Origin of the sequence: Marinobacter sp. M5B (genome assembly GCF_042604615.1) — a bacterium.
Classification (GTDB): Bacteria; Pseudomonadota; Gammaproteobacteria; order Pseudomonadales; family Oleiphilaceae; genus Marinobacter; species Marinobacter salarius.
Window position 1 is genome coordinate 2,845,531 of the sequence record NZ_CP156894.1, and the last position, 13,239, is coordinate 2,858,769.

The 13,239-nt window shown below is 57.8% G+C and carries 11 protein-coding genes; 5 read left to right on the forward strand and 6 right to left on the reverse strand.

Annotation, left to right across the window (positions count from 1 at the left end):
- The first annotated feature begins 122 nt into the window (after positions 1 to 122).
- Together AAGD24_RS12875 and AAGD24_RS12880 are read left to right on the forward strand one after the other, a co-directional pair.
- Positions 123 to 632, forward strand: coding sequence for a peptidylprolyl isomerase (locus AAGD24_RS12875; protein WP_041333789.1), 510 nt, complete (start codon positions 123 to 125; stop codon positions 630 to 632).
- On the forward strand, positions 629 to 1,354 hold the full coding sequence (locus AAGD24_RS12880; RefSeq protein WP_199447514.1) for a UDP-2,3-diacylglucosamine diphosphatase: 726 nt from the start codon (positions 629 to 631) through the stop codon (positions 1,352 to 1,354). The genes AAGD24_RS12875 and AAGD24_RS12880 overlap by 4 nt, the downstream gene beginning before the upstream one ends.
- 48 nt (positions 1,355 to 1,402) lie before the next feature.
- Here AAGD24_RS12880 and AAGD24_RS12885 read toward each other — a convergent pair whose 3' ends face one another.
- The 5 genes from AAGD24_RS12885 to AAGD24_RS12905 all read right to left on the reverse strand — a co-directional run bounded on the left by AAGD24_RS12885 (position 1,403) and on the right by AAGD24_RS12905 (position 6,742).
- Positions 1,403 to 2,113 (reverse strand): amino acid ABC transporter ATP-binding protein, encoded by a 711-nt coding sequence (locus AAGD24_RS12885; protein WP_199447520.1) that lies wholly within the window; start codon positions 2,111 to 2,113, stop codon positions 1,403 to 1,405.
- 95 nt (positions 2,114 to 2,208) lie between these two features.
- Positions 2,209 to 3,294: an amino acid ABC transporter permease gene (locus AAGD24_RS12890; protein WP_379865333.1), complete on the reverse strand. Its 1,086-nt coding sequence runs from the start codon at positions 3,292 to 3,294 to the stop codon at positions 2,209 to 2,211.
- Positions 3,294 to 4,481 (reverse strand): amino acid ABC transporter permease, encoded by a 1,188-nt coding sequence (locus AAGD24_RS12895; RefSeq protein WP_085680117.1) that lies wholly within the window; start codon positions 4,479 to 4,481, stop codon positions 3,294 to 3,296. Before AAGD24_RS12895 ends, AAGD24_RS12890 begins: the two co-directional genes overlap by 1 nt.
- A gap of 93 nt (positions 4,482 to 4,574) precedes the next feature.
- A complete protein-coding gene (locus tag AAGD24_RS12900) occupies positions 4,575 to 5,600 on the reverse strand; it encodes an amino acid ABC transporter substrate-binding protein (protein ID WP_126812256.1) in 1,026 nt (341 codons plus the stop codon).
- Between the two features lie 260 nt (positions 5,601 to 5,860).
- Positions 5,861 to 6,742 carry a hypothetical protein gene (locus tag AAGD24_RS12905; protein WP_379865336.1) on the reverse strand — a complete coding sequence of 294 codons (882 nt, stop codon included), beginning with the start codon at positions 6,740 to 6,742 and terminating at the stop codon, positions 5,861 to 5,863.
- Positions 6,743 to 6,841: 99 nt separating this feature from the next.
- Between AAGD24_RS12905 and AAGD24_RS12910 the strand changes: the two genes are divergently transcribed.
- Together AAGD24_RS12910 and AAGD24_RS12915 are read left to right on the forward strand one after the other, a co-directional pair.
- Entirely contained in the window at positions 6,842 to 8,710 is a 1,869-nt protein-coding gene (locus AAGD24_RS12910; RefSeq protein WP_136633814.1) for an LTA synthase family protein, read from the forward strand.
- A 33-nt stretch (positions 8,711 to 8,743) separates the two neighbouring features.
- On the forward strand, positions 8,744 to 10,540 hold the full coding sequence (locus tag AAGD24_RS12915) for a glycerophosphodiester phosphodiesterase family protein (RefSeq protein ID WP_085680111.1): 1,797 nt from the start codon (positions 8,744 to 8,746) through the stop codon (positions 10,538 to 10,540).
- Here AAGD24_RS12915 and AAGD24_RS12920 read toward each other — a convergent pair.
- Positions 10,515 to 12,500 (reverse strand): winged helix-turn-helix domain-containing protein, encoded by a 1,986-nt coding sequence (locus AAGD24_RS12920; RefSeq protein WP_379865338.1) that lies wholly within the window; start codon positions 12,498 to 12,500, stop codon positions 10,515 to 10,517. The genes AAGD24_RS12915 and AAGD24_RS12920 overlap by 26 nt on opposite strands.
- A gap of 128 nt (positions 12,501 to 12,628) precedes the next feature.
- Between AAGD24_RS12920 and AAGD24_RS12925 the strand changes: the two genes are divergently transcribed.
- Positions 12,629 to 13,234 carry a DUF1326 domain-containing protein gene (locus AAGD24_RS12925; protein WP_379865340.1) on the forward strand — a complete coding sequence of 202 codons (606 nt, stop codon included), beginning with the start codon at positions 12,629 to 12,631 and terminating at the stop codon, positions 13,232 to 13,234.
- Positions 13,235 to 13,239: the final 5 nt, after the last annotated feature.

Below are 13,239 nucleotides of genomic sequence, written 5' to 3' on the forward strand. Positions count from 1 at the left end.
GGTGTGTATCTGAAACCGCGTATTATACTCACAAATCATTGCCTAACTCATGCACGCGTACAAACTCTTCAGTACAATAACAGCCACGTTGCTTTTAATACCTACTTGAACAGGAAACCCTGATGATTCTGCTGAAAACCTCCCACGGTGACATCACTCTGGAACTGGATTACGACAAGGCCCCCGAGACTGCCAAAAACTTCGAACAGTACGTTCGCGACGGTTTCTATGACGGGCTGATTTTCCACCGTGTCATCAGCAACTTCATGATTCAGGGTGGCGGCTTTGAACCGGGGATGACCCCGCGAAAGACCCGCGAGCCCATTCAAAACGAAGCCAACAACGGCCTCAGCAATATGCAGGGCACCGTTGCCATGGCCCGCACCATGGACCCGCACTCCGCCACTGCGCAGTTCTTCATCAACGTCGAGAACAACGGCTTCCTCGACCACACCGCCGAGAATGCCGAAGGCTGGGGCTACTGCGTTTTCGGCAAGGTTGTGGAAGGCATGGAAACCGTTAATGCCATTCGCGCGGTGCGTACCACTATGCGTGCAGGCCATCAGGATGTGCCTGCAGAAGATGTGGTGATCGAGAAAGCCGAAATCACAGGGGACGGAGGCGCGGCGTGACCACGCTGTTCATCTCAGATTTACACCTGGAAGAGTCCCGCCCGGACATCACCAACGCGTTTTTGGGATTCCTTGAAGACAAGGCCCGAGGGGTGGAGCAACTCTACATTCTCGGCGACTTTTTCGAAGCCTGGATTGGCGATGACGAGCGAACGCCCCTGCAGGAGCAGATTGCGGCGGCACTGCGCGCGGTCAGTGACTCGGGCACCAGGTTGTACCTGATGCACGGAAACCGGGACTTTCTGATTGGCGAAGATTACTGCAACCGAATCGGCGCCACTCTACTGGATGACCCAACGGTGGTGGATCTTTACGGCACGCCTACCCTGCTAATGCACGGTGACAGCCTGTGTACCGCGGATGTGGAGTACCAAAAATTCCGCGCCAACATGCGCAACCCGCAATGGCAGCAGATGATTCTCCAACGACCCCTGGCCGAACGTCAGCAGATGGCCCGTCAATTACGGGAAATCAGCATGGCCAAGAACCAGGGCAAGGAAGAGTTCATTATGGACGTCACCGCGGATGAGGTGGTGAAGGAAATGGAGGCGCACGGGGTGCAACGACTGATCCACGGCCACACCCATCGTCCGGCTGTTCACGAGCTGGAGGCAGGCGGTAAGCCGGCAAAGCGGATTGTGCTGGGCGACTGGGACGAGAACGTCTGGTGGCTGGAGGTAGAACCGGACAAGGAACCGGTTCTTACCAAACAACCACTGTAAAAAGAGCCGGGCGACGCCCGGCTCTTTCCGTTAGGTGTTGCAGGCCGTTCAATGCTGCAGGATCTGCTTCAGGAACTTCTGGGTCCTGGGCTCCTGCGGGTTGGTGAAGAAATCGTGGGGCGGCGCCTCTTCAACGATTTCACCACCGTCCATGAAAATCACCCGGTCAGCCACCGTCTTGGCGAAGCCCATTTCATGGGTGACGCACAACATGGTCATGCCACTGCCCGCCAGTTCAATCATGACGTCCAGCACCTCCTTGATCATCTCAGGGTCCAGCGCGGACGTCGGCTCGTCAAACAGCATGATTTTCGGCTTCATACACAGCGCCCTGGCGATAGCCACCCGCTGTTGCTGACCGCCGGAAAGCTGACCTGGGAATTTGTTGGCCTGGTCCGGAATCTTTACTCGCTCCAGGTATTCCATCGCCGTGGCCTCGGCTTCCTTGCGCGGCGTTTTCCGCACCCAGATCGGTGACAGGCAGCAGTTCTCGAGCACCGTCAAATGCGGGAACAGGTTGAAATGCTGAAACACCATGCCAACCTCGCGTCGGACGCTGTCGATCTGGCGCACATCGTCCGTCAGTTCCACGTCGTCGACAATGATCTTGCCCTGCTGATGCTCTTCCAATCGGTTAATGCAGCGAATGAACGTGGATTTACCCGAACCGGAGGGGCCACATATAACGATCCGCTCACCGTGGCGGACTGTCAGGTTGAGGTCCTGCAACACGTGGAAATCGCCGTACCACTTGTGCATGCCCTCCACCCGAATAATGTCGGACTTGCCAACGTCCGAGGACGGTGACGATTGCGTATCAGGAGTTTGCGTTTGTTCTGTCATTGGTTTACCCATCAGGTTCTGTGACCGGTATCTAGTTTGCGCTCAAGGTTCTGGCTGTATCGGGAGATGCCGAAGCAAAACACCCAGAAACAGAACGCCACAAAGACATACCCCTCCACGGCCACGTTCTGCCAGGCGGGGTCCGTAACCGTCGATTGAACGGTGCCGAGAATATCGAATAGCCCGATAATCAGCACCAGCGTTGTGTCCTTGAACAACGAGATAAACGTATTAACGATGCCGGGAATAACAAGCTTGAGCGCCTGGGGCAGGATAATCAGTCCCATTTTCTTCCAGTATCCAAGGCCCAACGCACTGGCGGCTTCGTACTGCCCACGGGGAATCGCCTGCAGGCCGCCACGAATGACCTCCGCCATATAAGCCGATTGCCAGAGCGTGATACCGATGAGTGCCCGCGCCAGTTTCTCGAAGTTCATGCCCTCCGGGAGGAACAACGGCAGCATCACCGAGGCCATAAACAGAACCGTAATCAACGGGACTGCTCGCCACACTTCGATGAAAACCACACAGAGCCCACGGATGATCGGCATCTCGGAGCGACGCCCCAGTGCCAGCAAGGTGCCGATTGGCAGCGAGGCAATGATGCCGATATACGCCAGAATCAGCGTCAGCATCAGCCCACCCCACTTCGAACTCTGAACCTCCTCCAGGCCAAACACGCCACCCGGAATCAGGAAGTAGCCGACAATCGGCAGCCCGGTCAGTCCGAACAATCCCAGCCATTTACGGCCAGGAAAGCGTTCAATGAACTGAGGCGCGAAAGACAGTGCCAGCAGGCCGAACATGATGTCCACGCGCCACTGGAATTCCTCGGGGTAAAACCCGTAGATAAAGAAATTAATCCGCTGGTTGATAAACAGCCAGCAGGCTCCCGCTCCGGTACAGTCACTCGGGTCGGTGCCCTGGAAGTTCGCATCCAGCAATACCCAATTGAGCAAGGGACCCACGCTGGTCACAATCAGATAGCCCACCAACAGGGTCAGGATCGTGTTGTGCCAGCTTGAAAACAGGTTTTCCCGCGCCCACCGGACCGGATCAATGCGCCTTTTTGGCGCTTTCATGGTTGACTCAGCCATCATCGCTCCTTAATCGCTACAGCCCGGTTATAGATATTCATAAACAGGGAGATCAACAGGCTGATGGTGAGATAAACGGCCATGGTAATGGCCACAACTTCCACGGCCTGGCCGGTCTGGTTCAGCGTGGTTCCCATGAACACCGCGACCAGATCGGGATAACCGATGGCCGTAGCGAGCGAGGAGTTCTTCACCAGGTTGAGATATTGGCTCGTCAACGGCGGGATAATCACCCGCATCGCCTGGGGAATCACCACCAATCTGAGCGTTAGACCATTCGGAAGGCCCAGAGCCTTCGATGCCTCAGTCTGCCCCTTGCTGACCGACAGGATGCCGGACCGAACGATTTCCGCGATGAAGCTGGCGGTGTACAGGGACAAGGCAATCCATAGCGCCGCCAGTTCCGGAATGATGGAAATGCCACCACCGAAATTGAAGCCCTTCAGTGCTGGCAAATCCCATTCCAGGGGCTGACCGGCGAGGAGGTACGACACTATCGGAACCAGAACCAGAATGCCCACGCCCACCTTGAACGTTGGGAAAATCGCTCCGGTCGCCAGTTGGCGCCTCTTGGCCCATATACGAATGCCAATGACGGCTGCAATGGCCGCGAGAACGCCTCCCCACACCAGACCAAAGCCATCCTGAGTCACCGGCTCCGGCACATACAGGCCACGATTGTTGAGGAAAAAAGCTCCGCCGACGTCCACGCTCTGGCGCGGTGAAGGCAGGCTGCTGAGCACCGCAAAGTACCAGAAGAAAATCTGCAGCAGCAGGGGGATGTTGCGGATCACTTCGATATAAGCCAGAGAGACTTTGGCAACCAGCCAGTTACTTGAAAGCCTGGCGACACCGATGATGAAACCGAGGATAGTGGCGGTCACCACACCCATTGCCGATACCAGAAGGGTATTGGTCAGGCCGACCCAAAAGGTTCGACCGTACGACATGGTGGCGTCGTAAGGGACCAGGCTCATGATGATGCCGAACCCGGCTGATTCATCAAGGAACCCGAAACCGGTGCTAATGCCACGGCTTTCCATATTGGAAAGCGTATTGTCGATAAGAATCCAGCCACCCCAGAAGACGAGGGCAATGGCTACTACCTGGAAAAAAATAGCGCGAACCCGCGGGTCGTACCAGGGCTTTGGCCCCGCAGGTTTGGAATCAAAGGTTTGTTTTTTCATGCATGTTCCCGGAAAGCTAGCCCGCGACGAAACGAATCACAGATGTCAGTGGGCGGCTCCAACGGGAGCGCGCCCACTGGGTGCTTTCAGGTATTAACGTACCGGAGGCGCGTACATAACACCGCCTTCGGTCCACAGGGCGTTGATGCCCCGCTCCAGACCAAGCGGAGTGTCCGGGCCTACGTTACGATCGTACATCTCGCCGTAGTTGCCGACCTGTTTGATGGCCTTGGCACCAAAATCATCCGGCAGACCGAGCTTGGCTCCCATATCACCGTCAGTGCCCAGCAGACGCTGGATGTTCGGGTTGTCAGACTTCAGCATGTCATCAACGTTGGCGCTGGTAACGCCCAGCTCTTCAGCGTTGATCTGTACCGACAACACCCACTTCACGATATTGAACCACTGGTCATCGCCCTGGCGTACGACCGGTCCAAGGGGCTCCTTGGAGATGGTGTTGGGAAGGATCTTGGCGGAATCGGGGTCGGACAATTTGGAGCGAAGTGCCGCAAGCTGTGAACGGTCTGAGGTCAGCACGTCACAACGACCGGACGCAAAGCCCTGGACCGTCTGTTCAGAGGTGTCAAATACAATGGGCTTGTATTCCATGCCCTTGGCGCGGAAGTAATCCGACAGGTTGAGCTCGGTGGTTGTACCGGCCTGGATACAGACAGTCGCACCGTCCAGTTGGGTGGCATCGTCCACGCCAATGCCCTTGTTCACCAGGAAGCCCTGACCGTCGTAGTAGTTAACACCGGCAAAGTTGAGACCCAGCGATGCATCCCGGGTAAGCGTCCACGTGGTATTACGGGACAACATGTCTATTTCACCCGACTGGAGTGCGGTAAAACGCTCTTTCGCGGTCAAAGGCGTGAACTCGACCGCCTTAGCGTCCCCAAAAATCGCTGCGGCTACGGCACGACAGGTGTCGACGTCTATACCGGTCCAGTTACCTTTGTCGTCCGGCTGTGAAAACCCCGGAAGACCACTTGTTACACCACACTGCAAATGCCCTTTTTCCTTGACGCTTTCAAGCGTCGTAGCCGCACTAGCAACCGAAGCGGTAAAAACTCCACACAGCATGGCTGCGCCGACGGCAATCGACTTGGCGTTCTTCATTATCTTATCTCCAAAATTCCGTTGGTTAGAGGTGCACTGAATATGAGCAATTTACGAGCCAGATATACCAACGTGTTGATTTATAGTATTTGTTTTATCAAACAAGCAGCCTCGAATACTGTCTTCAACCTCTACAGGCCACAACTTTGTGCAGCGAATGCCTCACATCAGCACGCGCTGACAGACCATAGGGCAGGCAATTTCTCAACCACTTCCCTATAAAGTAGAAGGCGTTCGCCAATTGGACCAGTTTTCACGAATTATTTTGGTGCGACCAAAGTATGATCCGGCTCCCGATAGCTTTCCAAACGACTGAGCCAGCCCGCCAGCCAGCGCTCTCGTTCGATCGGAGCGTCGGCATTACCGGCCCGACGGGTCAATACTTCAGCGGCTGCGCTTCGGAATCGGTCAAGGGTCGGCCGGGCATCACCTTTCATGGCAAGAAGGACCTGTAACAACCCCCATCCTTCACCGTTGTATTGCTCCGTGGCGGACAACCCCTCCCCCTTGAAGTTCACATAGTCAATGACGGCATAAACCCCGCCGGACGTGCTGATCAGTTCCTCAAGATGCCGCTTTACACGTGCTCGTTGGGCGTCAGGAGTTGCCTGGATGACGCGTAACAGGGAGCTACTTGCCCGCTGGACAATAAAGCCGGCCTGGAGATCCCGGGTCGCCAGCAGAAACTCCCTCAGTTCAGCAACACGGGCAGAATCTGCTACCTCGAGAAAAGCGGCTCTGTCGGGCCATGGCGCGTCAAATGGATCCAACCGTGCAAGCCAGCGGGGCAATGGTGCGTCACGCTTGGCCATGTACCGAATCAGTGCGGGAAAGCTTTCTACGAACCGCCCCTCCACTGCCGACGGATACCAGATAAAATGCCCGATACCGAGCGACGGAAAGGCTTCCCCTTTGTTCCAGTGCACAAGGCAGGCTTTCTTCGCAGAACATTCGTTACGAAAAATCTGCTGCCCTACCCAGTCGAGTTCAGCGTCACTTAGCGTAATCGTAGGTGCGCTTACGTCCTGCACGCTTGTCGATTCTGCTCCCGCAGGCGGGGGATCCTTTTCATCGGAGCACCCTGACAGGGTAAAAATGATCAGCCATCCGATTACCAGTGATTCATAAACGTTCCGCGACATTGCCAGCCTCCAGCCGGTAGCGATAACCTGTTTGTTTGGCGCCCGGCCATTCACGCCAATGCTGACGACCTCAACCGCCGCTCGATACCGGACCACACTATGACATTTTTCTCTGGACTCATGGCCAGACATTTCCGCCAGACACTGGTTTTGGCTTTCTGCTGGCTGGTTGTTGTCAGGGCGAGCTATGTGCTGCAAAGCGGTGTCGTTCCCGATCCGCTGGCAATGATTGCCGGCGACCTGGCCGGTGCGTTTGTTCTCGCAGTTTTGCTGTGCATCACCAGAGGCATTTCCAGGGTTATTCTGGTCGTGGTTCTGGGATGCGCAACGTTTGTTGCCGGTATGCACCTTACCGTTCACGGAACCCTGTTCCAGCTGTCACTGATTGGCAAGGGCGTTGATCCGACCTTTGTGACTGGCAGCCTGATCAACATTCACGCGCTTTGGCTTCCCGTCTACCTTTCCCTTGCCTGGATTCTTCATTGGCAGCACCGTCGTATCGACACAGAAGCACTGCCGGCGGGCAGGACCGGGCAGGTGGTGGTCGCGGTGCTCGTGGCCGCGGTCTATGGCGTGTCGTTCCAGAGCCTTACAACGCCCGCAAACAACGTTGTCGCCAGCTTCTTCGCCCAGATACCAGGGGCGATCATCGGGCCACTCGCCCCAGCACTATCCACGGAAGACGAGGAGCTCAACGGGTCTGAAAAGGCCCTGAAAACATTGCAGACGGCGAGTTTTTTTCGTCACCAGGTTGCCGCCCCCATTGTGAGGGACCACCCCAACGTGCTGCTGGTCATGATTGAGGGTATGTCCGGCGGCTATTTCCCAAGCCTGAGCCGCTATCACGATCTCGACCCAACCGTTACCCTGGCCAGCCTTGAAGAAAACCTGCGCCGTCATGGATTTCGTATCTACCGGAATTCGCTGAGCATGGAGCGCCAGACAGATCGCGGCACCTTTGCCATCTTGTGTGGCGAATACCCGGACTTCCGCCGGCAATCGCGGAAAATGGTTGATGTAGCTGAAGGCCGGGTTGTGGTGGACTGCATGCCCAAACACCTGAAGGAACATGGCTACCACACGGCCTACTGGCAGGCCGCGCCGTTGGATTACATGCAAAAGGGTGAGTTCATGCCGCAGGCCGGATTTATCGACGTCACCGGCGCAACGATCTTCAACGGCCCCGAAGAAGAAGTGGAAGGTTGGGGGCCACCTGATCCGATCTATTTCAGCAACGTTGCAAAGCGTCTGCGACAGCTTGATGAGAAGCCCGGCCCGTGGATGGTCACCCTGCTGAACGTGGGGACCCATCACCCGTTTAAAATCGGAAAAGAGCCGGAGCAACAACCACTGGATGACGAATTGAGCACCGAGGACATCACACCGGAGCCTCAGGAGGCGCGTAAGAAGGCCATGAGAACCATGGAAGATGCCTTGAATCGGTTTCTTGACGACCTGGCGTCCGACGGCATTCTTGACGACACTTTAGTCATTATCACATCGGATGAGTCCGGCGGATTCATTCGCAAGGATCATGAATCCGTACCTCTGAACAGCAACGTTGGTGTGCTGGCGATACGTCCTCCGGACAGCGATTCACTCGAAGATTACGCCAATCGCGACCAGATCGTGGCGCAAATCGATATTCCACCCACCATCCTGGATGCAACGGGGCTCGGAACAGAGGCCGGCGACATGATTGGCCGGAGCCTGATGGTCAAGCAACCGAAACAGCAACGCGACCTGCTGTTGGCGGACACCTATACAGGGCTCAAGTATTTCCTGAGGGAATCGGGGCAGCTTCTGAGCTGCAGCGAACTGATGACCGACTGCACCACTTGGCGCTTTAATCCGGAGCGGCTGTTTGGCACGCTTGAGGCGACGAATGCCGAACCATTCCTGACGTTCGATGAGCGCACGGCATTGTTCAACAGGGCAGCCCTCATGAAGCCCGCTGAGGACCCCTGAGCTTGAAACTTCGATATGGGAACGGCTACCTGAATGAAGATTCTTGCACTGCACACTCTGGCATTCCTGCACGTTCATCGCCGGGCGCTGTTGGTCTTTTATCTGTTTTTCACCGGCCTCGTTCTGGCCGCCATTGCGCCGCTCTTTTCCAGCGCCCTGGCAGCGCTTCGGCCGATAACCGGTCACGCCGCCATCAGCACTGGTGGGCTGGTGCAGTTTGTGGTGTCCCCTGGCGGCTTACTATGGATCAGCACAACGGCGACCCTGACCGCTCTCCTGGTAATCCTGCAACAGGCGGGCATGACCTGGATTGCCGCCTCCGGCGGAGGCCGCGAATACCGGATAGCCATTGCGACGCTGTGGGCTCTTGCGCGACGTTTCAAACAACTACTCACCCTCACCCTGCTGCAATTGGGCGGCCATGCGCTGATCGCTGTGCCTTTCCTGCTGGCCATAGTGGTGAGTTACCAGTGGCTGATCTCACCCCACGACATCTACTATCTGAAGCTGGAACGGCCACCCGAAGTCTGGTGGTTCCTGGGCATATCTGGTGTCGCAGCGCTGGGAATCGCCGTATGTAACGGCTGGCTTTATCTGCGCTGGGTACTATCGGTTCCCCTGCTCCTGCTGGAGCGCAGAGGTGCGCGCGACGCTCTCAGACAAAGTAGCCGCTATATCCACGGCCAGCGCCTGCCTGTGATGGGCGCAATCATCGCAGGCCTGGTCGGCCTGGCGCTGATCCCCATCGTGGTTACATGGCTGTTCCAGGCAGTGGGGGGCGAGATCATAACGAGCCTGCCGGAGCGAATGGGCGTGCTGATGCCCGTCACCCTGGGCCTGATCGCGCTCTATATCCTGTTCACCCTCACCGCCGCCTTTGCTGGCATGGCGGCCTACAGCATGCTGATATACAGCGTGTATAGGCAGGCAACGGGGCACCACCGTCACAGCACTGCCCAAACCCTGCCCCGGCGGGCCTCACCACTGGCGTGGTCGGCCGAGCTTTTAATCATCATCCTGGCCGCCACCCAGGCCTGGTTTGTCCTGCAATCCTTCGACCACCAGGACGATGTTTCCATCACTGCCCATCGTGGCAGTGCTTTCAAGGCGCCGGAAAACACCATGAGCGCCATAAGACAAGCCATTGAGGATGGCGCCGACTACGTTGAAGTGGATATCCGCATGACCGCAGACGGCGTGCCGGTGCTTTGGCACGATACCGACATGCGACGTGTCTTCGGCCTGAACGCCAAGATCTCCGATATCACCCTGGAAGAGGCCCGTGCCCGGGACGCTGGTTCGTGGTTCGGCCCTGCGTTCAGCGATGAGCGAATCGCCACCCTGGAACAGGTCATTGAAACCACCAGAGGACAAGCCCATCTATACCTCGATCTGAAGCCCGCTCCGGAGACGCCCGACCTGACCAGGGAGGTGGTCCATATGCTGCAGCGCATGGATGCCGTGGAGAACACGGTGATTGCAGCCGCCGAATGGCGGGTCCTGGCCGAAGCGCGACAACTGGAGCCTTCGCTGAAAACCAGCCTGCTGGCACAATTCATCGTTGGTCCGCTGTGGGAGCAACACTTTGACATACTGGGCCTGCGACAGAACCGTGTCACTCCCGCCACAGTGGCTCGCACCCACCGTGCTGGCAACGAACTGCATGTCTGGACGGTCAATACGCCGCAGGCGATGTCACGTTTCATCGACATGGGGGTGGACAATATCATTACCGACCGACCGGCTGTGTTGGCGCAACTGCTGCAACGCCGGCAGGCACTGACCGACGCAGAACTTCTGGTGATCAAGCTCCGGAACTGGCTGCGCTAGTCTGCCCACCTGGCCGTAGCCGATACCCGACGCCAGACACGGTTTCGACCCGGGCAGCCTGATCCCCCAGTTTCTTGCGCAAAGTGCGAACCACCGCGTCAACCACGTTGCTGCCACCCTCGTATCGCGTCCCCCATACATCCCGCAACAGTTCACTGCGCGACACGGCCTTGCCCTCACGAGCATTCAGGTAACGCATGACACCGAATTCCAGTGGCGTCAGGGCTACCCTGCCCGTTTCGAGTACCAGTTCCCGGGCGTCCGGGTCCAACAGTTCGTTCCCACGCCGAACGCCAAGCTCCGCAGCTGCAAGGTCCGCCAGCCAGCCGTCCACCGAGGCGGGGCCAAAATCGAGCACGGCAGAATGGTAGCGTCGGCCATCCAACACAACGGTGTGATCTTCCAGCACTTCAAAACCCAACCGTCTGGCGACAGCAGCGTAGGCGCCCATATCCCGGACCGTCAGGTAAACACGGCGAAGTCTGGGCCTGAGCTCCATGTAGGCACGTTTCAGGTCCAGCCAAACCGCTGCCTGTACGTCACCCGGAGAGTCTCCGTCATCAATGCTCAACCAGCGGCGGCAAAACAGGGCAATGGCATCCCGGGGCATGGGATGTTGTTTGAGATGGGAATACCACTGGCCAGCTATCGGGTCGTCCAGCAGCCAGGCCGGCTGGAGCTCGTCCGAACGGAGCTTGCCGTAGAAACCTACCATGCGGCCCTCACCGTCCCGGACCGATGAGAATGCCTGGGGCAAACGACGCCACCACGCCATCAAAGCTCCGGCGGCCTCACTTCCCTCCCAGGTATGGGTAATATCCTCCAGCGCAGGTCCATCGTCTGCCTGGGCCGGCTCTACGGCGAACGTGGGGGAACCACTCGGGAAGAACGCTTCCCGCACCACGGGGTTTTCAATCATGAACAACATGTCGGCGGTGTATCGCCAGAGATCACCGCCACCGGCAACGCCCGCCTCTGTCGCCAATTGCCGCCAGGCTGTACGGCGGTATTCGAGATAGCGCGCCGGATCACTCGCATGCAGGGAACGCGCAATGGCCTCTCGCACTGCATCGTGGATCAACAGACCATCGCTGGCGCCAACCACAATGGGCAAGCGACGCAGCCTCTCCCAGGCATCCTCGGGCGGCACATCCGGAAACAGCGCTTGCAGTAGCGACAGGGTTACCCGGCGGACAACGGCCGCCCCCTCAAGCACCCGCCGGGTAACCTCATCACCAACATCCTCAAGAAAAATCCGTGTGAGTTCATCAAGGGCGCGCTGCAAAGGCGCACCGGTGGGCCATTGCTCCGGCGAGGCCTCCCTCACTGCGGCTGCAGCGAGCTTCAACGCCAACGGATGGCCATGAGTACAGCGGGCGATCAGGGATATGTCCGCCTGCTCCAGGCCCAGGCCCTGCAGGAAGTTCTCCGCCTCTGTGTCGGTCAACGAGGAAACCGGGACAGCCCGCATTAACCACCCCCATCCCGGGCTCGCGTACCAGGCTGAGGTAGGCGGCTGGCGCCCCACCAGAACCACCCTTACGTTTTCGGGCAATAGCGGAATGAACGCCTGCCTCAACCAGGTATCCAGAAGCCTGAATACTTCAAAGGTATCGAAGGCCAGTACAACAGCGCCGCCCAGCTCTCCCAACCGATCAGCGATGTCCCTTGCACGCGATCCTGTGTCACCAATGGCCTCCGCGAGCGCCCCGAGCACACCCTGCTCTGTGGGCTCCACATGGCGACAATCAAGCAGGACAACCGCTGCTCCCCCGGCCCGGGCGATCGTTGCGAAACGCGCCAGCAACGCGGACTTACCAATGCCGGCGATACCGTGAACGTGTAACACCCTCGGCCCCTTTGGCATCAACATGGTTTCCAGGGTGCCAAGCTCTGTATCGCGCCCTACAAACGTCCGGTGAGCCCGGGCCGCCAGTATGTCGGACATCCGTTGCGGCATGATCGTCTCCCTCCGCTACATTCTCACGATATTCTCATCCCCTCATCACCTCAAAACACCTATTCAGGGCTATAACTGACAATAGCAGTAACCGCACACCAACCCTCAATTTGAGTAAGGAGTCGACGATGAGCACCCAATGGCAAATTCAGGGTGACTATCTTGAAAGTTGCACATGCAAAGGCGCTTGCCCATGCATTTACCTGGAGCCACCGACAGAAGGCGACTGCTCGGCCCTGGTCGGCTGGCACATCAAGAAAGGAGCTTACGGCGAGGTGGCGCTTGATGATCTGAATATAGCGCTTGCGCTCAACGCCCCGGGGCCCATGGCAGAAGGCAACTGGAAAGTTGTGTTGTACCTCGACCAACGCGCCGATGAGCACCAGCAGGAAGCGCTTGGCAATATCTTCGGCGGCAAGGCCGGCGGCCACCCGGAACTGCTGGCCTCCATGATCGGAGACGTTCTTGCTGTCGAGAGACAGCCCATCGGGTTTTCCGTTGATGACGGCGGGCGGCACCTGACCATCGGCTCATCCTATGAAGCCGATGTCAAAGCGATCGCAGGCCAGAATGGACGCAAGGTCACGATCGACAACCACCCACTGGCCGTCGCTCCGGGCCACTCACTGGTCGTTGCGAAGTCACGGAGTTTGCGCCATCGGAATCACGGCATCGATCTGGATGTGAGCGCGCGGACAGCGCTCTACTCTCCATTCGAATACGCCGGCCCCTGACAACG

Excerpts from the sequence above, each read along its gene's own strand:
- AAGD24_RS12875 (WP_041333789.1), top strand. The coding sequence starts at position 123 with ATGATTCTGCTGAAAACCTCCCACGGTGACATCACTCTGGAACTGGAT.
- AAGD24_RS12885 (WP_199447520.1), bottom strand. The coding sequence starts at position 2,113 with ATGCACAAGTGGTACGGCGATTTCCACGTGTTGCAGGACCTCAACCTG.
- AAGD24_RS12890 (WP_379865333.1), bottom strand. The coding sequence starts at position 3,294 with ATGGCTGAGTCAACCATGAAAGCGCCAAAAAGGCGCATTGATCCGGTC.
- AAGD24_RS12895 (WP_085680117.1), bottom strand. The coding sequence starts at position 4,481 with ATGAAAAAACAAACCTTTGATTCCAAACCTGCGGGGCCAAAGCCCTGG.
- AAGD24_RS12900 (WP_126812256.1), bottom strand. The coding sequence starts at position 5,600 with ATGAAGAACGCCAAGTCGATTGCCGTCGGCGCAGCCATGCTGTGTGGA.
- AAGD24_RS12905 (WP_379865336.1), bottom strand. The coding sequence starts at position 6,742 with ATGTCGCGGAACGTTTATGAATCACTGGTAATCGGATGGCTGATCATT.
- AAGD24_RS12910 (WP_136633814.1), top strand. The coding sequence starts at position 6,842 with ATGACATTTTTCTCTGGACTCATGGCCAGACATTTCCGCCAGACACTG.
- AAGD24_RS12915 (WP_085680111.1), top strand. The coding sequence starts at position 8,744 with ATGAAGATTCTTGCACTGCACACTCTGGCATTCCTGCACGTTCATCGC.
- AAGD24_RS12920 (WP_379865338.1), bottom strand. The coding sequence starts at position 12,500 with ATGCCGCAACGGATGTCCGACATACTGGCGGCCCGGGCTCACCGGACG.
- AAGD24_RS12925 (WP_379865340.1), top strand. The coding sequence starts at position 12,629 with ATGAGCACCCAATGGCAAATTCAGGGTGACTATCTTGAAAGTTGCACA.